The organism is Streptomyces sp. RLB3-17, from assembly GCF_007113425.2.
Lineage (GTDB): Bacteria > Actinomycetota > Actinomycetes > Streptomycetales > Streptomycetaceae > Streptomyces > Streptomyces mirabilis_D.
Genome location: NZ_CP041610.2, coordinates 5,480,465 through 5,506,527 on the forward strand (window position 1 = coordinate 5,480,465; position 26,063 = coordinate 5,506,527).

23 protein-coding genes and 1 pseudogene are annotated in these 26,063 nt (G+C 70.8%); 15 read left to right on the top strand and 9 right to left on the bottom strand.

All coding sequences use genetic code 11. From position 1 onward, the window contains the following. The first annotated feature begins 247 nt into the window (after nucleotides 1–247). The 3 genes from FNV62_RS24890 to FNV62_RS24900 all read left to right on the top strand — a co-directional run bounded on the left by FNV62_RS24890 (nucleotide 248) and on the right by FNV62_RS24900 (nucleotide 3,477). Entirely contained in the window at nucleotides 248–979 is a 732-nt protein-coding gene (locus FNV62_RS24890) for a response regulator transcription factor (RefSeq protein WP_054232381.1), read from the top strand. After that, nucleotides 979–2,442 carry a sensor histidine kinase gene (locus tag FNV62_RS24895; protein WP_413083865.1) on the top strand — a complete coding sequence of 488 codons (1,464 nt, stop codon included), beginning with the start codon at nucleotides 979–981 and terminating at the stop codon, nucleotides 2,440–2,442. Before FNV62_RS24890 ends, FNV62_RS24895 begins: the two co-directional genes overlap by 1 nt. A gap of 330 nt (nucleotides 2,443–2,772) precedes the next feature. Continuing rightward, nucleotides 2,773–3,477, top strand: coding sequence for a response regulator transcription factor (locus FNV62_RS24900; protein ID WP_143602185.1), 705 nt, complete (start codon nucleotides 2,773–2,775; stop codon nucleotides 3,475–3,477). Here the strand turns inward: FNV62_RS24900 and FNV62_RS24905 are convergent. From FNV62_RS24905 to FNV62_RS24910, 4 genes are all read right to left on the bottom strand, one after another. Then, on the bottom strand, nucleotides 3,453–5,207 hold the full coding sequence (locus FNV62_RS24905; RefSeq protein ID WP_143627145.1) for an ABC transporter ATP-binding protein: 1,755 nt from the start codon (nucleotides 5,205–5,207) through the stop codon (nucleotides 3,453–3,455). The two genes, FNV62_RS24900 and FNV62_RS24905, sit on opposite strands and share 25 nt — an antisense overlap. Before the next feature lie 92 nt (nucleotides 5,208–5,299). Then, on the bottom strand, nucleotides 5,300–5,440 hold the full coding sequence (locus FNV62_RS54655) for a hypothetical protein (protein WP_169081057.1): 141 nt from the start codon (nucleotides 5,438–5,440) through the stop codon (nucleotides 5,300–5,302). 70 nt (nucleotides 5,441–5,510) lie between these two features. Beyond that, the gene (locus tag FNV62_RS54660; protein WP_169081058.1) at nucleotides 5,511–5,648 is read right to left on the bottom strand and encodes a hypothetical protein; all 138 of its coding nucleotides are present in this window, start codon (nucleotides 5,646–5,648) and stop codon (nucleotides 5,511–5,513) included. 244 nt (nucleotides 5,649–5,892) lie between these two features. Further along, a complete protein-coding gene (locus FNV62_RS24910) occupies nucleotides 5,893–7,692 on the bottom strand; it encodes a bifunctional metallophosphatase/5'-nucleotidase (RefSeq protein ID WP_143627147.1) in 1,800 nt (599 codons plus the stop codon). Nucleotides 7,693–7,892: 200 nt separating this feature from the next. On the opposite strand from FNV62_RS24910, the gene mshD reads away from it, so the two are divergent. Beyond that, nucleotides 7,893–8,819 (top strand): mycothiol synthase, encoded by a 927-nt coding sequence (mshD, locus tag FNV62_RS24915; RefSeq protein ID WP_097285301.1) that lies wholly within the window; start codon nucleotides 7,893–7,895, stop codon nucleotides 8,817–8,819. Between the two features lie 159 nt (nucleotides 8,820–8,978). Here mshD and FNV62_RS24920 read toward each other — a convergent pair whose 3' ends face one another. The 5 genes from FNV62_RS24920 to FNV62_RS24940 form a co-directional block, all read right to left on the bottom strand. Next, nucleotides 8,979–9,680, bottom strand: a complete 702-nt coding sequence (locus tag FNV62_RS24920; protein WP_225900361.1) for an ABC transporter — start codon at nucleotides 9,678–9,680, stop codon at nucleotides 8,979–8,981. 95 nt (nucleotides 9,681–9,775) lie between these two features. Continuing rightward, nucleotides 9,776–11,350, bottom strand: a complete 1,575-nt coding sequence (locus FNV62_RS24925) for an ABC transporter permease (RefSeq protein ID WP_143627149.1) — start codon at nucleotides 11,348–11,350, stop codon at nucleotides 9,776–9,778. Then, entirely contained in the window at nucleotides 11,347–12,207 is an 861-nt protein-coding gene (locus FNV62_RS24930) for an ABC transporter ATP-binding protein (RefSeq protein WP_097285303.1), read from the bottom strand. Before FNV62_RS24930 ends, FNV62_RS24925 begins: the two co-directional genes overlap by 4 nt. Further along, nucleotides 12,204–13,238, bottom strand: coding sequence for a zf-HC2 domain-containing protein (locus FNV62_RS24935; protein WP_225900362.1), 1,035 nt, complete (start codon nucleotides 13,236–13,238; stop codon nucleotides 12,204–12,206). Before FNV62_RS24935 ends, FNV62_RS24930 begins: the two co-directional genes overlap by 4 nt. Continuing rightward, on the bottom strand, nucleotides 13,235–13,777 hold the full coding sequence (locus tag FNV62_RS24940; protein WP_060895010.1) for an RNA polymerase sigma factor: 543 nt from the start codon (nucleotides 13,775–13,777) through the stop codon (nucleotides 13,235–13,237). Before FNV62_RS24940 ends, FNV62_RS24935 begins: the two co-directional genes overlap by 4 nt. A gap of 168 nt (nucleotides 13,778–13,945) precedes the next feature. Between FNV62_RS24940 and FNV62_RS24945 the strand changes: the two genes are divergently transcribed. From FNV62_RS24945 to pstB, 11 genes and pseudogenes are all read left to right on the top strand, one after another. Then, entirely contained in the window at nucleotides 13,946–14,332 is a 387-nt protein-coding gene (locus FNV62_RS24945) for a GntR family transcriptional regulator (RefSeq protein WP_143608540.1), read from the top strand. After that, nucleotides 14,329–14,826 (top strand): annotated as a pseudogene (locus FNV62_RS58040) (ATP-binding cassette domain-containing protein); the annotation flags it as partial. The gene FNV62_RS24945 and the pseudogene FNV62_RS58040, both read left to right, overlap by 4 nt. A 386-nt stretch (nucleotides 14,827–15,212) precedes the next feature. Next, complete coding sequence (locus FNV62_RS24955; RefSeq protein WP_143627153.1) at nucleotides 15,213–16,238, top strand: ABC transporter permease; 1,026 nt, start codon at nucleotides 15,213–15,215, stop codon at nucleotides 16,236–16,238. Next, complete coding sequence (locus FNV62_RS24960) at nucleotides 16,235–17,191, top strand: hypothetical protein (protein ID WP_143627155.1); 957 nt, start codon at nucleotides 16,235–16,237, stop codon at nucleotides 17,189–17,191. The genes FNV62_RS24955 and FNV62_RS24960 overlap by 4 nt, the downstream gene beginning before the upstream one ends. A 318-nt stretch (nucleotides 17,192–17,509) precedes the next feature. Then, complete coding sequence (locus tag FNV62_RS24965; RefSeq protein WP_054232368.1) at nucleotides 17,510–19,741, top strand: RNA degradosome polyphosphate kinase; 2,232 nt, start codon at nucleotides 17,510–17,512, stop codon at nucleotides 19,739–19,741. Beyond that, entirely contained in the window at nucleotides 19,722–20,825 is a 1,104-nt protein-coding gene (locus tag FNV62_RS24970; protein ID WP_054232367.1) for a CHAD domain-containing protein, read from the top strand. The genes FNV62_RS24965 and FNV62_RS24970 overlap by 20 nt, the downstream gene beginning before the upstream one ends. 10 nt (nucleotides 20,826–20,835) lie before the next feature. Continuing rightward, a complete protein-coding gene (locus tag FNV62_RS24975) occupies nucleotides 20,836–21,258 on the top strand; it encodes an NUDIX hydrolase (RefSeq protein ID WP_143627157.1) in 423 nt (140 codons plus the stop codon). Between the two features lie 264 nt (nucleotides 21,259–21,522). Continuing rightward, complete coding sequence (pstS, locus tag FNV62_RS24980; protein ID WP_054232365.1) at nucleotides 21,523–22,659, top strand: phosphate ABC transporter substrate-binding protein PstS; 1,137 nt, start codon at nucleotides 21,523–21,525, stop codon at nucleotides 22,657–22,659. Between the two features lie 104 nt (nucleotides 22,660–22,763). After that, on the top strand, nucleotides 22,764–23,774 hold the full coding sequence (gene pstC, locus FNV62_RS24985) for a phosphate ABC transporter permease subunit PstC (protein ID WP_097285307.1): 1,011 nt from the start codon (nucleotides 22,764–22,766) through the stop codon (nucleotides 23,772–23,774). Then, nucleotides 23,771–24,835, top strand: coding sequence for a phosphate ABC transporter permease PstA (gene pstA / locus FNV62_RS24990; protein WP_060900135.1), 1,065 nt, complete (start codon nucleotides 23,771–23,773; stop codon nucleotides 24,833–24,835). The genes pstC and pstA overlap by 4 nt, the downstream gene beginning before the upstream one ends. A gap of 53 nt (nucleotides 24,836–24,888) precedes the next feature. Continuing rightward, nucleotides 24,889–25,665, top strand: a complete 777-nt coding sequence (pstB, locus tag FNV62_RS24995; RefSeq protein WP_054232362.1) for a phosphate ABC transporter ATP-binding protein PstB — start codon at nucleotides 24,889–24,891, stop codon at nucleotides 25,663–25,665. Nucleotides 25,666–26,063: the final 398 nt, after the last annotated feature.

Genomic DNA, 26,063 nt, shown 5'->3' on the forward strand with positions numbered 1-26,063 from the left:
CCCCGCCGATCCGGACCCGTCCCTGTCGATCCCCGTAGATCCCGACCGATCCACTCCGATCCACGCCGATCCACGCCGATCCACGCCGATCACCGTTGATCCCGGCCGATCCACTCCGATCCACGCTGATCACCGTCGATTCCGACCGATCCCCGCCGATCTCCGCTGATCCTTTCTGCCCCGGCCGGAACGTGCGAGGCTGAAAGCGTCCGGCCCCGCCCCACCGCACCCCTAGGAACCCACGCCCATGAGCCCCGCCGAAGGCGACCGTGAAACCCAGCGCATCCTGATCGTCGACGACGAGCCGGCCGTGCGCGAAGCACTTCAGCGCAGCCTCGCCTTCGAGGGATACGACACCCAGGTCGCGGTCGACGGAGCGGACGCGCTGGAGAAGGCGACCGCGTACCAGCCCGACCTGGTCGTCCTGGACATCCAGATGCCCCGGATGGACGGCCTGACGGCCGCCCGCCGGATGCGCGGGGCGGGCACCACGACCCCCATCCTGATGCTGACGGCCCGCGACACCGTGGGCGACCGTGTGACCGGCCTCGACGCGGGCGCGGACGACTACCTGGTCAAGCCGTTCGAGCTGGACGAGCTGTTCGCCCGGGTCCGGGCACTGCTGCGACGCAGTTCCTACGCGACCGCGACGGTCGGCACCCCGGACGACGACGCGCTGACCTTCGGCGACCTGCGGATGGACCTCGCGACGCGCGAGGTCACGCGCGGGGGCCGGGCGGTCGAACTGACCCGCACCGAGTTCACCCTGCTGGAGATGTTCCTGGCCCACCCGCGCCAGGTCCTCACCCGCGAGCAGATCCTCAAGGCGGTCTGGGGCTTCGACTTCGAGCCCTCCTCCAACTCCCTCGACGTCTACGTCATGTACCTGCGCCGCAAGACCGAGGCGGGCGGCGAGCCGCGCCTCGTCCACACGGTGCGGGGCGTGGGGTACGTCCTGCGGTCGGGCGGCGCCGAGTGATGAGGATCCTGCGCCGGTTCAAATCCCTGCCGATCCGCTCCCGGCTGGCCATGCTGGTCGCGGCGGCGGTGGCGTTCGGGGTGGCGGCGGTTTCGGTGACCTGCTGGTTCATAGTGCGGGGGAAGTTGTACGACGAGATCGACAACACCCTCAAAGCACAGAAGGGACCCATTGCCTACGGATCGTTCCAGCGCGCCATAAAGAACTGCGGCAAGGACCCGAAGAGCGGCAGTGACGGCCCCCGCGGGCGGTCCGAGTACTACTCCCAGGTGGTCCAGGCAAACGGAACCGCCTGTACGTTCGACGGCTCCGCGGGCACGGTGAAGGTCACCGAGAGCGACAAGGACGAGGCCAAGAACCCGAGCTGGGACGTCACCAGAATCCGCACCGGAACCGACAGCGAGGGCAACGACGTACAGGTGATCACCATGCCACTCGTCGTCGCCGGCGAGGTTCCGGGCAGCGGCCCGGTCCTGGTCCAGGACGCGTCCTTCCTCGTGGCCATCCCCCTGAAGAGCACCCAGGCCACCCTCAACGACCTCGCCCTCGTCCTCCTCCTCGTCTCCGGCATCGGAGTCGTCGGCGCCGGAGCCGCCGGCCTGGCGGTCGCCCGCGCGGGCCTGCGCCCGGTCGACAAGCTCACCGAAGCCGTGGAGCACGTGGCGCGCACGGAGGACCTCTCCATCCGTATCCCCGTCGAGGACGACAGCGAGGACGAGGTCGCCCGTCTCTCCCGCTCCTTCAACTCGATGACGTCCGCCCTCGCCAACTCCCGCGAGCTGCAACAGCAGCTGATCGCCGACGCGGGCCACGAGCTGCGTACGCCGCTCACGTCGCTGCGTACGAACATAGAGCTCCTCACCCGCAGCGAGGAGACGGGCCGCCCGATCCCCCCGGCGGACCGCAAGGCACTGCTGTCGTCGGTGAAGGCGCAGATGGCGGAGCTGGCGGCGCTGATCGGCGACCTGCAGACGCTGTCGCGTTCGGACGCGGGCCAGTCGGGCGACCGCATCCAGGTGGTCGACCTCCAGGAAACGGTCGAGGCGGCCCTGCACCGGGCCCGCCTGCGCGGCCCCGAGCTGACGATCACGGCGGACCTCCAGCCCTGGTTCGTACGGGCGGAGCCGTCCGCGCTGGAGCGGGCGATCGTGAACATCCTCGACAACGCGGTGAAGTTCAGCCCCGAGGGCGAGGCCATCGAGGTCATCCTCAAGGCCGGCGAACTGACCGTCCGCGACCACGGCCCCGGCATCCCCTCCGAGGAAGTCCCGCACGTCTTCGACCGCTTCTGGCGCTCCCCGTCCGCCCGCGCACTGCCGGGCTCGGGCCTGGGCCTGTCGATCGTGGCCAGGACCGTGCAGCAGTCCGGCGGCGAGGTGTCCCTGCAACCGGCGCAGGGCGGCGGAACGGTGGCGACGCTACGACTGCCGGGCGCGCCCACACCGCCCCCCGAGGCTCCCTAGGACCACCGCCTCCACAGGCTCCGCAGGCCCACCCACAGCGCCGGGCACCGCGCGCCCCCGTCCCTCACCGGACGGGGGCGCGTTCGCGTTGCTTCACCGCGGCAACCTTTCCTCCCCCGGTGGCGACTGCCTCGTGACGTCCACCGGGACCTCGTGGCGTCCATCGCTGCGTCTCGACGTACATCGCCGCTTCATGACTCCCCGGGAGGCCGGGGGGCCTCCTGGGGAAGGCCGGGTCTTCCCGGCCGGGGAGGCTGGGCGCGGACACCGCCCAGCCTCCCCACACCCCTCTCCAAGCCCTCCCACAGCACCCCGTTACACGTTGGGGGGATGGCGCGGAAGATCCTGCTGGCCGATGACGACGAGGCCGTACGTGAGGGGCTCGACCGGCTGCTCAGGTTCGAGGGCTACGAGACCGTCCTCACCGGGGACGGCCGCGAGGCCCTCGAACTGGTGGCCGGCGTGGACGAGCGGCCCGACCTGGTGCTGATGGACGTCACCATGCCCGGCCTCGACGGGCTGGCCGCGACCCGCCGGATCAGAGCCTCCGGGTCCACCGTCCCCATCCTCATGATCACCGGCCGGGACGCGGTCGGCGACCGTATCGTCGCCCTCGACAACGGCGCCGACGACTACCTCATGAAGCCTTTCGCCGCCGAGGAACTCCTCGCCCGGGTCAGGGCCCTGCTGCGCCGCTGCCCGCGGCCGAAACAGTGCGCCCCCCGTCTCGACGACCGGCTCGCCTTCGCCGACCTCGCCATGGACCGGCCCACCCGCACCGTGACCCGCTGCGACCGCCCCCTCGACCTGACCAGGACCGAGTACGCCCTGCTGGAGTATCTGCTCCGGCATCCCGCCAAGGTCCTCAGCCGCGCCCAGATCCTCAAGGAGGTCTGGGGCTTCGACTTCGAGCCGACGTCGAACACGCTGGACGTGTACGTGATGTACCTGCGCCGGAAACTGGAGAGCCGCGGCGAACCGCGGCTCATCCAGACCGTGCGGGGGCTCGGCTACACGCTCCGCGCCGCCAAGTAGCCGAGTTCCGGTGTCGCGAGCCGGGCGTACGCCCCGCCCCACGCCATCAGCTCGTCGTGCGTGCCCGCCTCCACCAGTCGGCCGCCGTCCACCACCAGGATCCGGTCGGCGTCGGGGGCCAGGCTCAGATCGTGCGTGATCATGATGGTGGTACGGCCCGCCATCAGCCGCCGCAGCGGCTGCACCACGCGGCGTGCGGCGATCGAGTCGAGCCCGGCGGTCGGCTCGTCGAGGACCAGGACGGGCGCGGCGCGCAGCATCGCGCGGGCGATCGCGATCCGCTGGAGCTGGCCGCCGGACAGGGTGGCCGTGCCGGGCGCGATCTCGGTGTCGTACCCGTCGGGCAGCGCGCTGATGAAGTCGTGCGCGACCGCGTCCGTCGCCGCCCGCTCGATGTCCGCCCGGGACGCGCCCGGCCTGCCGCACTCGATGTTCTCGCGGATCGTGCCGTGCAGGATCAGTGTCTCCTGGGGCAGCAGCGCCACGTTCTCGCGCAGGAACTCCAGGGACACGTCGGGCAGCGGGACGCCGTCCAGGCAGACCACGCCGGCCGTGGGGTCGTAGAAGCGGGTGAGGAGTTTGGAGAGCGTCGACTTTCCGGCGCCGCTCGGGCCGGTGACGATGACGAGTTCGCCGGGTCCCGCGGTGAAGGTCACGTCGTGCAGGGACTCGCGGTCGGTTCCGGGGTAGCGGAACGACGCGCCGTGGAAGCTGACCCAGCCGTGCACGGGCCACTCCCGGACGGGCTCGGCGGGTTCGGTGACGGCGGGTTCGGTGTCCAGGATCTCCTGGATGCGTTCCGCGCCGGCGGTGGCGGCGGTGAGGGTGAGACCGAGCTGCCCCAGATTGCGGATCGGCGGGTACAGGTAGCCGAGGAACGCGGCGAAGGCGAGCAACTGGCCCAGCGACATGCGCCCCTTCGAGATCTCCCAGGCGCCGAGGCCGATCACCGCGAGCACGCACAGCGTCTCGACGACCTCGACGAACTGCTCGTACATCTCGCTCGCCCGTGCCCCGCGCACCGACGCCCGCATCCAGGCCCGCGCCTCGCGGTCGAGCCGCTTCTCCTCGGCGCGGCGGCGGTTGTAGGCCTGAGTGAGGACCACGTTGCCGAGGGACTCCTCGACGACCGAGGTGATCGCGCCGTCGGCGGCCCGCTCCTCCTGGGAGGCGGTCTTGATGCGGCTGGCGAACCGGCGGGCGGCGACGAGGAAGAGGGGGGCGAGGAGGAAGGTGACGAGGGCGAGGTCCCAGCGCAGCCAGAGCGCGGCGGTGGCGTAGAAGACGGCGGAGAAGGCGGCGGAGACCGTCCCGACGACACCCGACACGACCATCTGCTCGATGGCCTCGACGTCACCGGTGAGCCGTTCGACCAGGTCGCCCTGGCGGTGCTTCTGGAAGAAGTCGGGCGCCAGGTCCTGGACGTGCCGGAAGACACTCGCGCGCAGGCGCAGGACGAATCTCTCCGCGGTCCACACGGCGAGCGAGTTGCCGAGGTAGCCGACGATCGCGCCGATCACGGCGACGCCCAGCCAGGCTCCGGCCGGCTCCCAGAACGCGGAGAGCGAACCGGCCTTCAGGGCGTGGTCCGTGAGTTGTGCGAAGAGCAGGATCGAGGCCGTCTCGGCGAGCGCGGCCACGACCACGCAGCCGATGATCAGCAGCAGCCATGTGCGGTCGCCGCGCGTCAGCGGCCAGAAGCGTGCGAATGCCTCCCGTACTTCCCGCATATCAAATCAACTTCCCTTTCCGATCCGGAACATGGCCGAGGCGGGGCCACCGGAAACCGATAATTCCCGGGGACCCCACCTCGCGCGGGCTGCTACTGGCCCTGACGGCCGACCGGGCGCTTCTTCGGAGCGACGGCCTTCTTCGCCACCGGGGCCGGCTTGGCGGGCCGGCGCTTCGCGACCGGGGCGGCCTCGTGGTGCTTCTTGACGGGGGCGATCTTGTGGAAGCTCATGGGTTTCCCTCTCGTAGCTTTGACTGATCCGCTGGTCGCGGAGGGATCTGTTGATCGGGGTGGAGCTTGCTTACTTGTTGCCGACAGGGCGGCGCCCGGGCTTCTGCGCCACCGGAGCCGGCTTGGCGGGCCGGCGCTTCGCGGGCTGCTTCGGGGCCGGGGCGGGCTTGTGGTGCTTCTTGACGGGGGCGATCTTGTGGAAGCTCATGGGTGTCTCCTTGTTCCCTGCGGGTGAATTCCCTTTGCCGTTTGCGCTGTTCGCTTTCGACATGGAAAACACTACGGGACCTCGGACCCTGAAATCGCCAATTCGACTGAGACCTCAATGAATTACGGCTGAAACAAATTCTCAGATGGACCGTGGAACCAATCCACTGCTCACACAGAATTTAGGTCGAAAAAAGCGGGGCCGGTACGCGTCCGCGTACCGGCCCCGCCTGTTCCGTAAGGGACTACCGCACGACCGTGATCCGGTCCGCCGTCGGCACCGGGTACGGCGCCGTGGCCGAGGAGTTGGCCGTCAGGTAGGACTCGAAGGCCGCCAGGTCGTCGCCGCCGACCCGGACGTCTCCGCCCTTGCCGAGCTCGGCGAAGCCGTCGCCGCCGCCCGCGAGGAAGGAGTTCATCGCGACGCGGTAGGTGGCGGCGGGGTCGATCGCCGCGCCGTTGAGCTTGACCGAGTCGGCGACCACCCGCGCCGCGCCGGTCTTCGTCAGGTCCAGCGTGTAGGTCAGGCCCTTGGAGATCTGCAGGATCTTCGGCGCGGCCTCGTTGGCCCCGCTGACCTGCTGCTGGAGTGCCGTGATCACCTGAGCGCCGGTGAGGTTCACCAGGTTCACGGTGTTGGCGAACGGCTGGACCGTGTACGCCTCCCCGTACGTCACCACCCCGTCGCCCTCACTGCCGCTCGCCGCATAGGTGAGCCCGGCGCGGATGCCGCCCGGGTTCATCACCGCGAGGTCGGCCTCGGGGTCGACGGACTTGGCGTACGCGAGCTGCGCGTCGGCGATCATGTCGCCGAGCGGGGACTCGTTACCGGTGTTGCCGATCTCGCCCGCGATGTAACCGATGGGACGCGAGGCGATCGGGGCGGAGAGCGTCTTCCACTTGCTGATCAGGGACGTCATGTCGGCGGCCTTCGCCACGTCACGGGTGACCACGTGGTTCGCCGACTTCACCGCCGTACGCGCGATGTCGCCGGTCCAGCGGTCGTACGTCAGCGTCGTGTCCGTGTAGAGGCGGCCGAAGGACGAGGCCGACGTCACCATGCGCGGGTTGCCCGCCGGGTCCGGGACGGTGCACGCGTACGCCTGGTGGGTGTGACCGGTGACCAGGGCGTCCACGGCCGGCGTGACGTTCTTGGCGATGTCGACGATCGGCCCGGAGATGCCGTCACCGGCGCCGGGGCTGTCGCAGTCGTAGTTGTACGCCGTCGACGCGGGCGCGCCGCCCTCGTGGATCAGCGCGACGATCGACTTCACGCCCTGGCGCTGGAGCACCTTGACGTACTTGTTGATCGTCTCGACCTCGTCGCCGAACTTCAGTCCCTTGACGCCGTCGGCCGACACGATGTTCGGGGTGCCTTCCAGCGTCACGCCGATGAAGCCGATCTTGACGCCGTTCTTCTTCCACACCCAGTAGGGCTTGAGAATCGGCTTGCCGGTCTTCTCGTCGGTGACGTTCGCCGCGAGGTACGGGAAGTCGGCGCCCCGGAACTTGGCCTTCTTGTCGTAGCAGCCGTCCGTGGGGTGGCAGCCGCCGTTCTGCAGGCGGCCCAGCTCCTTGGCGCCCTCGTCGAACTCGTGGTTGCCGACGCTCGTCACATCCAGGTCGAGCTTGTTCAGCGCGTCGATCGTCGGCTCGTCGTGGAAGAGCCCGGAGATCAGCGGGGAGGCGCCGACCATGTCTCCGGCGGCGGCCGTGATGGAGTACTTGTTGCCCTTGCGGGCCTCGCGCAGATGCGTGGCGAGGTACTCGACACCGCCCGCGTCGATCGACTTCGTCGTGCCGTCCGCCTGGAGCTCCGTGACCCGGCCGGACGACCCGGCCGGCGGCTCCAGGTTGCCGTGCAGGTCGTTGAAGGACAGCAGCTGTACGTCCTGGTAGCGGCCGCTGCCGGGGTGGTGGTGCGGGGTCGACCTGTCCTGCCCTGCGCTCGCGGGCATCGCGGCGGCCAGGGCGCCGACGGTGGCCAGCCCAGCGGCGGCGGCGAGGATGCGATGGGTACGTCTGTGCCGGGGCGTCGGCAGCATGGGTTCCCCCCTGTGGGACGGCTGTGGTTTTACGCGCACTTTAGAATCAACGCGCGTAGCACAACAGGGGGTTCGGGGTTACAGACTGGTTGCCATCGCCTCACCACCGTCTGACGGAAGCCCCTCCTCGCCCCGCCACGAGCCACATCGACTCCGCGCAACTCCTTGTCCGCAAAACACCGCGCCGTACCCTCGTATCCATGACCAGCGACGACACCGCGCCCCACGCCCTCACCCGCTCCATCGAGACCCACACCGCGCTCTCCCCGGCCCAGGCCGAGGACGTGCTCCGGCTGCTCGCGGAGGCCGCCCGGGCCGACGGGCAGCAGGCGGTCTCCGAGCAGGGCCGGCTCCAGCTGAAGGGCGGCGCCCGCGAGGGCGTGCGCCATCTGCTGCTGACCCTCGGCGACGAGCTGATCGGGTACGCGCAGTTGGAGGACACCGACCCGGTGGAGGCCCCGGCGGCCGAACTGGTCGTGCACCCGGCGCACCGCGGCCACGGCCACGGTCGGGCCCTGGGCTCGGCCCTGCTCGCCGAGTCCGGCAAGCGGCTGCGCGTATGGGCGCACGGCGGGCACTCCGCCGCCCGGCATCTCGCCCAGGTCCTCGGCCTCACCCTCTTCCGCGAACTGCGCCAGCTGCGGCGGCCGTTGACCGACCTCGACCTGCCCGAACCGAAGCTCGCGGACGGCGTGCACGTCCGCACCTTCGTGCCCGGCCAGGACGACGCGGCCTGGCTCGCCCTGAACGCCGAGGCCTTCGCCCACCACCCCGAGCAGGGCTCCCTCACCCAGCGTGACCTGGACGACCGCAAGGCGGAGGTGTGGTTCGACCCGTCCGGGTTCTTCCTCGCCTTCCGCGGCGACGAACTCGTCGGCTTCCACTGGACGAAGGTCCACGCCGAGGAGGGCCTCGGTGAGGTGTACGTCCTCGGAGTCCGCCCGGGTGCCCAGGGCGGCGGTCTCGGCAAGGCCCTCACCACGATCGGGCTCCGCCACCTCGCCCGGCAGGGCCTGCCGACCGCCATGCTCTACGTCGACGCCGACAACAAGGCAGCCCTGACCGTGTACGAGCGGCTCGGCTTCCGCACGCACGAGACGGACCTGATGTACCGCAGCGAGTCCTGACCGTCGGCCCGGTGTCCTCACCGGGCCGGTCCTCACCGGTCCGGTGTCTGTCGGCCCGGTGTCCTCACCGGTCCGGTGTCTGTCGGTCGGCGGTGTCCTTGCCGGTCCGGTGTTGCCGCCTGTCCGGTGTCCCTGCCCGTCCGTGCCCGCGTCTTCGTGTCACCGGTGCGCGAAGGCGGCGGGGCGCCACCTCCGTAGGGGTTCCGCGCAGGACCACGCCCCGGCCAGCGCCGCCGCGACCAGGACCACCGCCCACGTCTGATGGGCGCCTTCCCAGCGCGGGGCGGACGGAGCGGGGAAGAGCGTCCACCGCTCGGGGAGCAGCAGGGATGCCAGCACCGCCATGGCCAGGAGCCCGACGCACACCGCGCCTCCCGGCTCGGCCCGGTTCGTGAACCGCACCATGACCGCCGCGGCCGCCGGCGCGAGCAACGCCGTGGCGGCGGCCTCCAAGGTCACGGCGCCCACCGGCGGCCGGGCCTGCTCCGGTATGAGGAACAGCGCCGCCGTCCACCAGAGCACGGCCGACGGGGCGACGAGCGCCACCCGCAGGCCGACCCGCACCGGGCGCCGGGTCGGCACCGCCGCGGTGATGTGCCGGGCCGGATCGTCCAGCAGGAAGGCCAGGCCCAGGGCGAAGGTGAGCGCGGCGGCCCGCAGGAGGTTGAGGCCGGCCCCCGTGTCGAGCCGGAGGGAGAACAGCCGCGGGATCCCGGCGAACAGCAGCCCCAGGACGGCACCGGTCACCAGCGCCCGCCGGGGAAGGGTGCGCCAGAGGGGACGGAGGAGGGCGCGGGCCACGATGTACGGGCGCCCCCGGGACGGGATACCGCCCGCGGCCACCCCACTTTCCGCGGTCACCTCACTTCCCATTCCCACGGTCACCCCACTTCCCGCAGTTCCGCCGCTTCCAGCGCTCTCCGTACCCCCGGCCGTACCTGCGTCGTCGAGCACCGTCACTCCCCGCATGTCTTGACGCTCAGCGCGCCCGGGTCGCTCGGCGCCGGCACTCCCAGGAGCTGGGCCACCTGCGCCGTCGTCGTCTTGGGGGACGTGAGCTCCGACCAGTGGGCCTTCACCTTGGGGATGACGCTGTAACGGGGCTTCTGCAGCAGCTCCTTGATCACTTCTGTCTGCGCGGCGTTCATGGAGATCGGGTTCGTGGGCGCGAGGGCGAGCCCTCCGCCGGTGATGGAGTCGTCGATGCGGACATGGCGCAGCATGGTCAGCGGGTGGGACTCCGAGCCCAGTGCCAGCCACATGATGATCACCGCGCGGGCGTCGCACACGTCGACGCTGGACGCCTCGTCCCCTGTCACCAGAACCGAGGCCACCCCCACGGCGAACTCCGGGATCCGGTTGCCGCCCCAGCGCGTGCCGACGGTCACGACCCCCGGCGTTTTGGCCGGTTCCAGCGCGGCGTCGCTCTCCAGTCCGGAGCGGGCGTCGACCCGCTGGCGCACCGTCAGCCGCTCGGCCGAGGCCGGGCCGCCCGCGAGGGACTGGACGCGCTGGACCACCTCGGCCCAGTCGGCGGTCTGGCCGTTCCACTCGGGGTAGGCGCAGTACGTCGACCTTTCGTGCGTGACGCAGGTCTGCACCTTCTCCGGGGTGGCGGACGCCTTCGCGCGGGCCGCGATCAGCGCGGCCGAGTCACCCGGGGCCTGCCCCACGATGCCCTGGGCCATGGCGGCGAGGGCGAGGACCGTGATCGCCTTGATCCTGGGCGTACGACCGCCGCTGATCAGCAGCGCGAGGCACAGCAGCAGCACGATGAGCCCCACCAGATACAGCACGTGCCAGGCGGCCGGGCGGCCCAGCAGGTCGGCGGGGAACGGGTGGGCGCCTTCCTCGGTGACCACCGGTGCCAGCCATCGCACCCAGTGCGTGCCCTGTGTGCTCGCGGCCAGGAGGGTCGTGAGGACGTACATGACGATGACGAAGGGCGGCACGGCGAACGTGAAGGGGATCGACCGCGCGACCAGGACGCCGAGGGCTCCGGCGAGGAGTATCGACAGGGGGCCCACGAGCAGTTCGGCGAGCGAGCCGTGGCCGACCGCGCCGGGTTTCAGGGCCGCCCAGGTGAACTCGAATCCCACGACCAGCGCGGTGAACACCGCGAACGGCACGGCCGACAGGGCGTGGGCCAGCGAGCGCCGCCACGGCTCCATGACCAGCACGTCGAAGTGCCGGTCGGTGCCGTGCCTGCGGGAGCGGAGCACGGCGCGGTTGATGCTGACGAACAGCACGAGGGCGAGGAGGAGGGGGGCGGTCTGGGTGGACCGGTCGACATCGTGGAGGACCGGATAGTCGTCCATGCCCTCCCGGCCGTTGAACATCCCCCAGCCGGTGTAGGCGACGTACAGGAGGAGGAAGACGAGCATCGGGATCTGCATCAGCAGTTCGCGGGCCTCGAAGCGGGCGAGGGCGATGACGGCCCGCGTCCTGTTCGGGTGCAGGTCCTGGGCGGGCGGCTCCACCCCCGTGGGGGCCGCCTCCTCCACGACCGTGCGGGTCACCAGCTCGCTCATGCCGCCACCTCCGCCGGCTCGCCGTCGAGAGTGAGCAAGTAGCCGTCCTCCAGGGTCGGTTCGAGTAGCTCGGCACCCTTGGGCGGGTCGCCGACGTTGCGGAAGGAACCCGTGCCCGTACGCCAGCCGGCTCTCGCGCCGGGGTCGCGGGCCGTACTGCTCCACACCCGCCCCGCCGCCCGCGCGGTCAGCTCGGCCGGGGTGCCCTCGAAGCGGACACTGCCGCGGACCATGACGATCACGCGGTGGCAGAGCATCGCGACGTCCTCGGTCTGGTGGGTGGAGAGCAGCACCGTGCGTCTCATGCCCGCCTCGGCGATCATTTCCCTGAACCGCATGCGCTGTTCGGGGTCCAGGCCGACGGTCGGCTCGTCCAGGACGAGGAAGCCGGGGTCGCCGACCAGCGCGGCGGCCAGCCCGACCCGCTGGCGCATACCGCCCGAAAGCCTCTTGATGCGCTTGCCCCGTACGTCGGACAGGTCGACGGCCTCCAGCACGCGCCGCACCTCCCGGTGCCGGGCGGAGCGGTCCGTCAGCTCCTTCAGGATCGCCACGTAGTCGACGAACTCGAAGGCCGAGAAGTCCGGGTGGAACGCCGGGGTCTGCGGCAGATAGCCCAGCGCGCGCCGCACGTCCAGGCGGCCGGCGGATGTGCCGGGGTCGTGCCCGAGCACCGTGAAGGCTCCCCGGTCGGCGGGCACGGCGGTGGCGAGCACCCGCAACAGGGTGGTCTTCCCGGCGCCGTTGGGCCCGAGCAGCCCGGTCACGCCCTCGCTCAGGCGCAGGGAGACGTCGTCGAGGGCGACGGTCCCGCCGTACCGGAGAGTGAGCCCGGAGGCGGAGACGGTGGGGGTCATGCGGCGCTCCTGTCGGAGAAGTCGGTGTGGTCGGCGAAGAAGGCGTGCGAGGGGGAGAAGTCGAACCGGTCCCGTACGAGATAGAGCAGCCCGGCGGCCAGTACCGCGACCGCGGCGGCGACGCCCTGGCCGAGTGCCGTGAACGGCGCGAGGGTGCCGCCGTCGGCCTTCGCGTGGGCCACCATCAGCAGCGCGACCCACGCTCCGCCGACCAGGCAGGGCGGCAGGACCGGCCCCCAGCGGGCGGTCAGTGCGAGCCCCGTCCCGGTGAGGGCGAGGGCGGGCAGCAGCCAGGCCAGCGCGCGCAGCCCGTACGCGGGGAGTGCGAGGGTCGCGAGGCCGTTCAGAACGAGGCCGGTGGTGAGCACGGCCACCGTGCGGATCATCAGCAGCCGGAATCCGTGGAGGGGTGACACCACGGCCATCTCGTACGTCGGGTCCAGCACCGATCCGTAGGACAGCGCGACACCGGCGAGCGGGAGCAGGGGGGCGAGGGCGAGGAACAGCGTGGGCGAGGCCGCCCGTCCGGCGTCGGTCGCCACCACGGCCATGAGGAGCACGAGGGTGACCGCGGCCAGCCAGGAGCGGCGCAGCACAGGCGTGGCCGCCAGCAGCCGTGCCGTGTGGTCGGCGACGCCGATCCGCACCAGCAGCGACTCGAGCAGCCGTGGTCGTGGCGCGTCCAGCTCGGCGTCGAGTCGCTCCCATCCGGCGTCCAGGACGACCGGATCGCTCTCGGTGGCGAGCGCCTCCCGGCAGGGCGCGCACGCCACGAGGTGGGTGTCGACGGACCAGAGCCGGGGCGGCGCCAACTCGCCCCGCGCATAGGCCCGGAGGTCCTCGGCGTCCGCGTGCCACCGCCCGTCCGGGGAACCGTCGGCGCCGGACGCAGTCCGATCGGCGTCACCCGCGCCCGCACCGGACGTGCTCCGACCGGCGGCCGCGTCCTCGTCCCACCCACTCATGTTCTCTCCACCCCCACCCATGTCCCGGCGGTCTCCGCCGATGGCCTCGTCATCTCCGCCGCTCATGCCAGCTCCTCCCGCAGCTGCTTGCGCGCCCGCAGGGCCCGCGTCTTGACCGTGCCGGGTGGAATGCCGAGCAGGACGGCCGCTTCCCGGGTCGTGAGTCCGTCGATCACCGTGGCCTGGAGGACGGCGCGCAGCTCGGGCGAGAGCCGTATCAACGCGCCGGCGAGGTCGCCGTGTTCGACCCCGGCCAGGACGCGCTCCTCGGCGGAGGCCTCGTGCCGGTGGCGGAAGCGGGCCAGTGTCTGGCGCAACCGGCCGCGCGCGCCGTCGCCGCGCAGCGTGTCGATCAGCCGCCGCGAGCCGATGCGCCACAGCCAGCCCGCCGCGTCACCCTCCTCCCGGTAACTCGCGGTGCCGCGCCAGATGGCGAGGAAGGTCTCCTGCACGACGTCGTCGACGACCCCGGCATCGGCGCACCGGCCGCGCAGCCGTGCGGTCAGCCACGGCGCATACCGCCGGTACAGCTCCTCGAAGGCGCGACGGTCCGTGTCCGCCGCGATGGCCCGCAGCAGCTCTCCGTCGCTTCTCGTTTCCCTCACATCCCCTCATCGGACGAGCCCCGCCGAACGGTTCACGCATCCGGCATCGAATTTTCCGGGCTCGCCTCCGCGGCCTCCCGGCCCGCCTCCGCGATTTTCGGGCTTGACTCCGGACACCTCCTTGCACCACCCTTTCACTACTCAATTAGTGAAAGGGTGGTTGTTCGAGTGGTCGAATACCGCATCGACCGGCGCAGCGGTGTCGCCACCTACGTCCAGATCGTCCAGCAGACCAAACAGGCGCTGCGCCTGGGGATGCTGGAGCCGGGCGACAAGCTCCCCACGGCCCGCGAGGTCGTGGAGGCCACGGCGATCAATCCGAACACCGTCCTGAAGGCCTACCGCGAGCTGGAGCGCGAGGGCCTGGTCGAGGCCAGACGCGGCCTGGGCACGTTCGTGCGCCGCAGCCTGAACACCACGCCCGCCGACTCGCCCCTGCGCACCGAACTCGACGCATGGGCGGAACGGGCCCGGGCGTCCGGTCTGGGCCGGGACGACGTCGCCGCGCTCTTCACCGCCGTACTCGAAAAGCACTTCCAGGGAGAACCCTCATGACAGGCACCGCCGCGATCGAGGCCGCCGCGTTGGGCAAGCGTTTCGGCAGGCGGGGAGGGTGGGCGCTGCGGGACTGCGCCTTCCGGCTGCCCACCGGGCGGATCTGCGCCGTCGTCGGCCCCAACGGCGCGGGCAAGTCCACGCTCTTCGCACTGGCCGCCGGGCTGCTGGCCCCCACCGAGGGTGCGATAGCCGTCCTGGGGGAGCGTCCGGGCGTGGCCCGCGAGCGGGTCGCCTACGTAGCCCAGGACAAGCCGCTGTATCAGCAGCTCACGGTCGCCGAGACGCTGGCCATGGGTGCCGACCTCAACACCGACCGCTGGGACGCGGCCACCGCCGACCGCATCGTGGCCCACGGCGACCTGGACCCGAAGTCCCGCATCCGTTCGCTCTCCGGCGGCCAGTGCACCCGCGTCGCCCTCGCCCTCGCACTGGCCAAGCGGCCCGAGCTGCTGCTCCTGGACGAGCCGATGGCCGACCTGGACCCGCTGGCCCGGCACGAGATGATGGGCCTGCTCATGGCGCAGGCCGCCGAGTTCGGCACCACGATCGTGATGTCCTCGCACGTGGTCGCCGAGCTGGAGAACTCCTGCGACCACCTGCTCCTGATCGGTGACGGCCAGGTCCGCCTGGCCGGCGAGATCGATGACCTGCTGGCCGCCCACGTACACGTGTCCGCTCCCGCACAGACGGTGCTCGACCCACACTCCGTCGTCGAGTCCCACACCACCGGCCGCCAGCTCACGGCAATGATCCGCCCGGCGGCCCCGGTGCCCGGCGACTGGCAGACCGGCACGCCCTCTCTGGAGGAGCTGGTCCTCTCCTACCTGCGCAACCCTCAGGCCACCGCCGCCCCCGCCAAGACCGAGGAGACCGTCGCGTGACCGCCCTCGCCACGCCCGCGCCCCCGTCCACCGGACGCCGGTCCGGCACGCCGAGCCTGCTCCGCTGGCTGCTGAGACTGCACCGGCCGGCCCTGCTCGCCTGGGTGGGACTCGTGATCGTCGTCGGCGCCCTCCTGCTCTGGCTCGGCGGCCCGCTCACCGACGCGTCGGCCGAGGCCTGGAAGCAGTACAACGCCTGCAAGACGGACACCTGCACCTACGACCAGTACGCGATCGGCCGCTACAAGGACTGGTACACCTACACGACGATCGCCGTCCTCGCGGTCCCGTTCCTGGTCGCCGCCTGGTCCGGCGCCACACTGACCAGCCGCGAACTGGAGAACGGCACCGCGCAGTTGGCCTGGACGCAGTCGATCTCCCCCGCCCGCTGGCTCGCCGCCAAACTCGCCCTCCCGGCCGTACTGGTCACCGTCGGCTCCGGCCTCCTGGTGGGCCTGCACCACTGGGCCTGGTCGACGGGCCAGGGCCGTATCGACACAGCCAAGAACTGGTACGACATCGGGACCTACGCCGCCAACGGCACGGCGACCGGCGCCATGGCCCTGGCGGGACTGGTGAGCGGCGCCTTCTTCGGCCTGGTCAAGCGCAACTCCCTCGCCTCGCTCATCGGCTCACTGTGCGCCACGGGCTTCCTGTGGAGCGTCATCGCGCTGGCGACACCCCACCTCTGGCCCACCGTCACCAAGGTCAGCAGCCTCGAGCACAGCGTCCCGTCCGGCTCCGGCATCAGCGTCTCCCAGGGCCTGCTGACGTCCACCGGCGCACGCATCGCCAACCCGCAGTGCGGCCCCATCACCGACGGGAACTGCCGGACCGTGTACACCAAGCTCGACGCCGTCAGTTACTACAACGACTACCACCCCTACTCCCACTACTGGCCCCTCCAACTGACCGCGACCGCGATCATCCTCACCGTCACCGCCATCCTCACGGTGGCCGCGTTCCAGCTCCTCAAGCGCCAGACCGGTTCGACGCACAGCCGCAAGGAGTCCGCCGTATGACCGCCCTGGCCACCGTCCCGACGGCCGGCCCGCGACCGGCCCGTATGTGGCACGCGGTGCTGCGCCTGCACCGCGTCGCCCTGATCATCTGGGCGGTGATCTTCGCCGCCCTCTCCGGTGTCCTGCTGTGGGCCTACGGCCCCGGGGCGAGTGCCGCCCGGGCCGACTGGCGGCGAAAGTGCGGCTCCCACGGCTGCGGCTGGAGCAGCGCCATCAGCAGCTACCACCTGGCCCACGCCGGCGTCGAAGTCACGATCGGCGCGATCCCCTACGTCGCCGCCGTCTGGGCGGGCGCCGCCCTCATAGGCCGCGAACTGGAGACCGGTACCGCCCACCTCTCCTGGACCCAGGGCGTCTCCCCGACCCGCTGGCTGGCCACCACGCTCGCGGTGCCCGCCGCGCTGATCACCGCCGGCAGCACGGTCCTGGTCCTGGTGCACCGGCTGCTGTTCGACGCCCACAAGGTGCCGGTCACCTGGAACTGGTGGGACGACGCGACCTTCACCGCCAACGGCCCCCTGGCCGTCGCCCTGTCGCTGCTCGGCCTCGCCGTCGGCGCCCTCGCGGGCCTGCTCCTGCGCCGTGCCCTGGCCGCGGGCGGCCTCGCGTTCATCGCCACGGCACTCGTCGACACCGCCCTCGGCACCGCCCGCCCGCACCTGTGGCCTTGGGCGACCGGCCACGGCACCCTGGCCACCGGCTACGCCACCCCGTCGAACGTCCTGTTCGGCGACAAGGGCGCCGTCACCTCCACCGGCGCCCACATCGCCGACCCGGGGTGCGGCAAGAGCGAGAAGTGCCTGGCGGCCCACGACGTCACCGGCTACTTCAGCCACTACCACCCCGCCTCCCACTTCTGGCCCCTCCAGCTGGTGGAAACCGGCATCGTCCTCGCCGTGACCGCCGCGGCCACCGCCGCCGCCTTCCGGCTGCTGCGCCGCCGCACCGCATAGCTCCCCCCATGCCGGGGCCGCGTACGCCCCTCACGGGGGGTGGGGCGTACGCCGTTCCCGGGCATGTAGACGTCCGGGAGCCGCTCCCCGATATCCCGCACGTCATGTCGCCGTAACCATCGATTCAGACGGGCTTGCGACGCTCAGCCAATGAAGCCCGCCGTGCCAGAGCCGTCGCCTCCGCCGGAGCACGAGACCTCTCCGACGACGGGGAGCAAGGCGGTACCGGGGTCGCGGAACGGGAACATCCGCCTCACCCCGTTGCCGCTCGCGCTCTCCGACGCGCCGGTCTCGCTCCCGGCGCGGAAGAATGGGTCCATGAACCAGCCCAGCGCCCAGGCACCGGTGCAGCACCCTCAGCCCTCCGTCGGCTCCATCGCCGCGCACCGCCCGCACACCGTGGCGGCGAACGTCTCCGACCTCGAGCCCGACATCGACGCCGACCTCGACGCCTACGAGGACCTGGTGCAGGACGGCATCATGTTGCCGCAGGGCCGGTTCCTCGACCGCGAGCGCAGCTGGCTCGCGTTCAACGAGCGGGTGCTGGAGCTCGCCGAGGACCCGAGCACGCCCCTGCTCGAACGGGCGAACTTCCTGGCGATCTTCGCCAGCAACCTGGACGAGTTCTTCATGGTCCGGGTGGCCGGACTGAAGCGCCGCATCGCGACCGGCGTGGCCACCAAGTCCGCCTCCGGCCTGCAGCCCCGCGAGGTCCTGGAGATGATCTGGGCCCGCTCGCGCGAGCTCATGGCCCGGCACGCGGCCTGCTACCAGGAGGACGTCGCCCCCGCACTCGCGGAGGAGGGCATCCATCTGGTCCGCTGGAGCGAACTGACGGAGAAGGAGCAGGCCCGCCTCTTCACCCTCTTCCGGCACCAGATCTTCCCGGTCCTGACCCCGCTGGCGGTCGACCCCGCGCACCCCTTCCCGTACATCTCGGGTCTGTCCCTGAACCTCGCGGTCGTCGTACGGAACCCGGTCAGCGGCCACCGGCACTTCGCGCGCGTCAAGGTCCCGCCGCTGCTCTCCCGCTTCCTGGAAGCCTCCCCCAACCGCTACGTCCCCATCGAGGACGTGATCGCGGCACACCTGGAGGAGCTCTTCCCGGGCATGGAGGTCCTGGAGCACCACACCTTCCGGCTGACCAGGAACGAGGACCTGGAGGTCGAGGAGGACGACGCCGAGAACCTGCTCCAGGCGCTGGAGAAGGAACTCATGCGGCGCCGCTTCGGGCCGCCGGTGCGCCTGGAGGTCGAGGAGTCCATCGACCGGTACGTCCTCGATCTCCTCGTACGGGAACTGAAGATCTCCGAGGCCGAGGTGTACCCGCTGCCGGGTCCCCTGGACCTCACCGGCCTCTTCGGCATCGGCGCCCTCGACCGGCCCGAGCTGAAGTACCCGAAGTTCATCGCGGGAACGCACCGCGACCTGGCCGAGGTCGAGTCGGCGTCCGCGCCCGACATCTTCGCCGCCCTGCGCGAGCGCGACGTCCTGCTGCACCACCCGTACGACTCCTTCTCCACCTCCGTACAGGCCTTCCTGGAGCAGGCGGCGGCCGACCCGGACGTGCTGGCCATCAAGCAGACGCTGTACCGGACCTCGGGCGACTCGCCGATCGTCGACGCGCTGATAGACGCCGCCGAGTCCGGCAAGCAGGTCCTCGTCCTCGTCGAGATCAAGGCGCGCTTCGACGAACAGGCCAACATCAAGTGGGCCCGCAAGCTCGAGGAGTCGGGCTGCCATGTCGTGTACGGGCTCGTCGGGCTGAAGACCCACTGCAAGCTGTCGCTGGTCGTCCGCCAGGAGGGGGAGACGCTCCGGCGCTACTCCCACGTCGGCACCGGCAACTACCACCCGAAGACCGCCCGGCTGTACGAGGACCTCGGCCTGCTCACCGCCGACCCGCAGGTCGGCGCGGACCTGTCGGACCTCTTCAACCGGCTCTCCGGCTACTCGCGCCGCGAGACCTACCGCCGTCTGCTCGTCGCCCCCAAGTCCCTGCGCGACGGGCTGATCGCGCGGATCAACAAGGAAGTCCAGCACCACGTCGCCGGACGCCCCGCCTACGTCCGCATCAAGTGCAACTCGATGGTGGACGAGGCGATCATCGACGCGCTGTACCGCGCGTCCCAGGCCGGAGTGCCCGTCGACGTGTGGGTGCGTGGCATCTGCGCGGTCCGGCCGGGCGTCACCGGCCTGTCCGAAAACATACGCGTACGGTCCGTGCTCGGCCGGTTCCTCGAACACTCCCGTGTCTTCGCCTTCGGCAACGGCGGCGAGCCCGAGGTCTGGATCGGCAGCGCGGACATGATGCACCGCAACCTGGACCGGCGGATCGAGGCCCTGGTCAGGATCACCGACCCGGCACACCGCGCAGCCCTCAACCGGCTGTTCGAGACCGGGATGTCCGACACCACCGCCTCCTGGCACCTGGGCCCGGACGGCGAGTGGACCCGGCACTCGACCGACGCGGATGGCCAACCCCTGCGCAACGTCCAGGAGATGCTCATAGACGCCCGGAGGCGCCGGCGTGGCACAGCAACACCTTGAACCCCCCACCGACTCCCCGGCCGGGCCCATGTCAGGAGACGCCCTCGCGGGCTACCTGAGGGCCCAGGCCACGGAGTTCCTCCGCTCCCTGCGACAGCACCGGGAGAACGGCTCCGACGCGGGTACCACCGCCCGGGCGAAGCCGAGAACGGAGTCGCGCGCCGAGTCGCGGGACGGGTCACGAGCGGGAGAGAACGGCTCCGGGGAATCGGTCGACGCGGCGCGCGCCCTGCGCCGCTCGGCCCGCCGCATCAGCGGCACCCTGCACACCTTCCGACCGCTGCTCGACGCGGAGTGGTCGGAGGGCATGCGGCCCGAACTGGCGTGGCTCTCGGGCACCCTGGCCCGTGAACACGCCTACGCGGCCCGCCTGGAACGGCTGATCGGCGCGCTGAACCGGCTCTCGGGCGCGGCCGGCTTCCCGGCACAGGCCGCGCAGGACACCGGCGCGCCGGCCAAAGGCAGTCTGACCGTCGGCGCCGCGAAGGCGGGCGCGCTGCTCGACCGCCAGCTGACGCTGGCCCGCACCCGGGCCCACTCGGCCGCGCTGCAGGCGCTCGGCTCCTCCCGCTTCCACGCCGTCGCGGACAGCGTCGCCGTGCTCGCCAGCGAGGTGCCGCTCACCCCGGCGGCCGCCACGGCCGACCTGCGCCCGCTGGCCGCCGCCGCGTCCGACCGGCTGACCGACGCGGTCGCCGCGCTGCCGCTGGTCACCGCGGGCCACCCGTACAACGCCGAGGCCCTCGTGCACGGCCTCTCCGCGGACACCGCGCCCCACCCCCAGGACGCGCCCTGGCACCAGGTCCGGCTGCTGCTGCGCCTGCACCGCTACGCGTGCGAGGTCCTCTACGGGGAGGACGCCCCCATCGACGTACGACTGCTCCGCGCGGGTCAGGCCCTCAACCGACACCGGGACGCGGCGGAGGCGGCCGCGGCCGCCGCGGCGGCGGCCCGCACCCCGCGCATCGCCCCGGCCACCGCGTACGCGCTCGGCGTGCTCCACGCCGACCAGCGGCACGAGGTGGAGGCGGCACGGTTCGCGTTCCAGCAGAACTGGCAGAAGGAAACCGTGCGCACCCCGTGAGGGAGGCCTGATGACCGAGGACACCTTCAAGGCCGTACGGGCGGCGGGCTGCGTCCTGTGGCGCCGCTCGCCACTCGGCGGTGAGCTGGAGATATGTCTCGTCCACCGGCCGAAGTACGACGACTGGTCGCATCCGAAGGGCAAGCTCAAGCGCGGCGAGGAACCGCTCTCTGGGGCACTGCGGGAGGTCCGGGAGGAGACGGGGTACACCGCCGTGCCCGGCACGGCCCTGCCCACCCTCCGTTATCCCGTCGCCGGCCGCCCCAAGGAGGTCCGCTACTGGGCTGCCGAGGCGACGGACGGCCACTTCACTCCGAACGACGAGGTCGACCGCGTCCTGTGGCTCTCCCCCGCGGCGGCCCGCGACCGTCTGACCCAGCCCAGGGACGCCGATCTGGTCGACGCCCTGCTGAGCGTGTTGCACCTCACCTAGCCGAACCTTTCGGCCATATACGTACACACCCGGTCACATGCAGTAACAACGATCGGGATCCCACCGTGTCCTCGACGTAAGCGTTCCGTGACCTCACCGCACCGCCCACAGGGGTTCACCCTCCGTTCACTTACGGCCATCGACGCCTTCACCTGATCTGCCTAATTTCGGCCTTACCCGGTGCGGAACGCCTCCTGCGTCCGCATCACACAGACCTCGCACGCCGCCAACCAGACGGCGGCTCCTGGAAGGAACACCCCAACAGTGAAGCTTCAGCGCAAGAACCGGCTTCGCGCCCTTTCGCTCGGTGCTGTCGCCGTCTCCGGCGCCCTGGCCCTCACGGCGTGCGGCTCCGACGACACCGGCAGCAAGAGCAGCGCCACGGGCGGCGCGACGACGGGCTCCGCCAGCTCGATCAAGTGTGACAACGCCAAGGGCCAGCTGCTCGCCGACGGCTCGTCCGCGCAGAAGAACGCGATCGACGCCTGGGTCAAGGAGTTCAGCGCCGCCTGCTCCGGCGTGCAGATCAACTACAAGGGCGGCGGCTCCGGCGCCGGCGTCACCGCGTTCACCCAGGGCCAGGTCGCCTTCGCCGGCTCCGACTCCGCACTGAAGCCCGAAGAGATCACCGCCTCCAAGAAGATGTGCACCGGTGGCGGCCAGGGCATCGACCTCCCGATGGTCGGCGGCCCGATCGCGGTCGGCTTCAACGTCCCGGGCGTCGACAAGCTGGTCCTGAACGCCTCGACGGTCGCCAAGATCTTCGACAGCAAGATCAGCAAGTGGAATGACCCGGCGATCGCGAAGCTGAACCCGGGCGTCAACCTGCCCGACCTCAAGATCCAGGCGTTCCACCGCTCGGACGAGTCCGGCACCACGGACAACTTCACCAAGTACCTCATCGCCGCGGCCCCCGCCGACTGGAAGTACTCCGGCGGCAAGGCCTGGCAGGCGAAGGGCGGCCAGTCCGCTCCGCAGTCCTCCGGTGTCGCCCAGCAGGTGAAGCAGACCGCCGGCGCCATCGGCTACATGGAGCTGTCGTTCGCCAAGGACGGCATCAAGGCGGCCAGCATCGACACGGGCGCCAGCGCCCCGGTCGACGCCACCGTCGAGAACGCCACCAAGGCCATCGCGGACGCCAAGGTCATCGGCACGGGCAAGGACCTCGCGCTCAAGCTGAACCGCGCCACCAAGGCCGACGGCGCCTACCCGATCACCCTGGTCACGTACGAGATCGTCTGCGACAAGGGCAACAAGTCGGACTCGCTGGCCGCCACGAAGGCGTTCCTGACCTACATTGCGAGCGAGGACGGCCAGAAGGTCCTCTCCTCCATCGACTACGCGCCGATCCCGGCCGACATCATCGCCAAGGTCCGCACCACCATCGCGGGCCTGAGCTGACCTAAGTGTGCGGCCCGGCCCCGGTTCGGGGCCGGGCCGCACCGTCCGGTGCACCGCCGCCAGGAGCCGCACACCAAGTACGGCTCTGCAGACCGGAGATCCCGATGGACATATCGACACAGAACACAGACGCAGCACCTCCCCCCACCCCCCAGCCTTCCGTGGCCGTGCAGAAGCGCGCGGGCCGCGGCGCCACCCGACCCGGTGACCGGATCTTCCTCGGTCTCTCCCGCGGGTCGGGCATCTTCCTGCTGGTGATCATGGCCGCCATCGCGGTCTTCCTCACCTATCGCGCCTCGCTCGCGATCAGCAAGGACCACGGCAACTTCCTCACCACCTTCGAGTGGAACACCAACACCATCCCGCCGGTCTTCGGCATCGCCGTCCTGGCCTTCGGCACGGTGGTCTCCTCGATCATCGCCATGGCCCTGGCGGTTCCGGTCGCGGTCGCCATCGCGCTGTTCATCACGCACTACGCACCGCGCAGGCTGAGCGGCCCGGTCGCCTACGTGATCGACCTGCTCGCCGCCGTGCCGTCCATCGTCTACGGCCTGTGGGGCGCCCTCGTCCTGGTGCCGCACATGAACGGCCTCTTCGGCTGGCTGGACAAGTACTTCGGCTGGACCGGCATCTTCAGCTGGCAGGGCGGCGCGCCCCGCTCGATGCTCACCGTCAGCATCCTGCTCGCGATCATGATCCTGCCGATCATCACCAACGTGAGCCGCGAGGTCTTCCGCCAGGTCCCGCAGATGCACGAGGAGGCCGCGCTGGCCCTCGGCGCCACGCGCTGGGAGGTCATCCGCATGTCGGTGCTGCCCTTCGGCCGCTCCGGCGTCATCTCCGCGTCGATGCTGGGTCTCGGCCGCGCGCTCGGTGAGACGATGGCCGTGGCCACGGTCCTCTCGCCGACCTTCGACATCAACGCCAGCCTGCTCGACCCGGGCGGCGGCACCTTCGCACAGAACATCGCCAGCAAGTTCGGCGAGGCGACCGCGGACGGCCGTGACGCGCTGATCGCGTCCGGTCTGGTCCTCTTCGTCATCACCCTGCTGGTCAACGGCGCGGCCCGGGTCATCATCGCCCGTCGCGCGGAGTACTCGGGGGCCAACGCATGAGCCACTCAGCACCCGCCATGGACAAGCGCCCCAGCACCCTGCGCGGCGCGACCCTGCCGAAGTGGTCCCCGTGGGCGATCGCCGCCGGCGCCGTCGTGCTCGCCGTGGTCATCGGCCTGGTCGGCGGTCTCGACAGCAAGGTCCAGTGGGGCCTGATCGCCGGAATCCTCTTCGTCCTCGGTACGTACGGCATCGCCGCGCGCGTCGAGGGCCGCCGTCAGGCCAAGGACCGCGTCGCGACCAGCCTCGTCTGGGTCTGCTTCCTCATCGCCGTCGTCCCGCTGGCCTCCCTGATCTGGACCACCGTCAAGCGCGGTGTGAAGGTCTTCGACGTCTACTTCCTGACCCACTCGATGGGCGTGGTCGCGGACTCCGAGCCCGGCGGCGGCATCTACCACGCCATCATCGGCACGCTGGAGCAGGTCGGTCTCGCCACCCTGATCGCGGCGCCGATCGGTGTACTCACCGCGGTCTACCTGGTGGAGTACGGGCGCGGCAAGCTCTCCACGGCCATCACCTTCTTCGTCGACGTGATGACGGGCATCCCCTCGATCGTCGCCGGTCTGTTCATCCTGAGCCTGATGCTCATCATGGACCTGCAGCCCTTCGGCTTCGCCGGTTCGCTGGCCCTGGCCATCCTGATGATGCCCGTCGTGGTCCGCTCCACCGAGGAGATGCTCAAGCTCGTACCGAACGAGCTGCGGGAAGCCTCCCTGGCGCTCGGCGTGCCCAAGTGGCGCACGATCCTCAAGGTGGTCCTGCCGACCTCGATCGGTGGCATCACGACCGGTGTCATGCTTGCCGTCGCACGCATCACGGGCGAGACCGCCCCGGTGCTGCTGCTGGTGTGGGGCACGAACTTCATCAACACCAACCCGTTCTCCGGAGCGCAGGCCTCGCTGCCGCTGTACATCTACCAGCAGTATGCGAACAGCGCCGGTTCGAACGCGGCGTACGACCGTGCCTGGGCGGCTGCGCTCGCCCTGATCGCCTTCGTGATGATTCTCAACATGGTGGCCCGCGGCATCGCCCGCTGGAAGGCACCGAAGACAGGTCGCTGACGCGGCCATATCAGCGACCAGCAGCATCCCCCTCGAAAGAAGCAGTGATTGACATGGCCAAGCGAATCGACGTAAGCGGTCTCACCGCCTACTACGGCTCCCACAAGGCGATCGAAGACATCTCGATGACGGTCGAGCCGCGCTCGGTGACGGCGTTCATCGGCCCCTCCGGCTGCGGCAAGTCGACGTTCCTGCGCACGCTCAACCGTATGCACGAGGTCACCCCCGGCGGCCGGGTCGAGGGCAAGGTCCTCCTCGACGACGAGGACCTGTACGGCCACGGCATCGACCCCGTCGCCGTGCGCCGCACGATCGGCATGGTCTTCCAGCGCCCCAACCCCTTCCCCACCATGTCGATCTTCGACAACGTGGCGGCGGGTCTGCGTCTGAACGGCTCGTACAAGAAGTCCGAGCTGAACGACGTCGTCGAGAAGTCCCTCAAGGGCGCGAACCTCTGGAACGAGGTCAAGGACCGCCTCAACAAGCCCGGTTCGGGTCTGTCGGGTGGTCAGCAGCAGCGTCTGTGCATCGCGCGGGCGATCGCGGTGGAGCCGCAGGTCCTCCTCATGGACGAGCCCTGCTCGGCCCTGGACCCGATCTCGACCCTCGCCATCGAGGACCTGATCGGTGAGCTGAAGGAGCGTTTCACGATCGTCATCGTGACGCACAACATGCAGCAGGCCGCGCGCGTCTCCGACCGCACCGCGTTCTTCAACCTGGCCGCGGTGGGCCAGCCGGGACGACTCATCGAGATCGACGACACGGAGCGCATCTTCTCCAACCCGTCGGTGCAGGCCACGGAGGACTACATCTCCGGCCGCTTCGGCTGAGCCGTTTCCCCCATACCCCTCGCGGTGCTGCATGGCGGTGCCACCGCGAGGACGAGAAGGGCCCGCCCCTGGCTCCCGGGGGCGGGCCCGCTCGTCTTCGACGGGGACGGGGACGAGGACGAGTGCCAAGGGCGGGGCCAAGAGCGAGGGGTCGGTCGGGGTCGGGAAGTCTTCCGGCTGCGGGCCGACGGATGTTGCTCGCGCAGTTCCCCGCGCCCCCAGAAGCGGGGCTACGCCCCACAATTCATTTGGCTGCGGGCCCGGCGACGGCTCGGCGCACAGTTCCCCGCGCCCCCAGAAGCGGGGCTTCGCCCCGAATCCGCCGCCCACCCCGAGACCTTCGGCTACCGGCCGGTGGGGGCTGCTCGCGCAGTTCCCCGCGCCCCTGAAAACCTCGC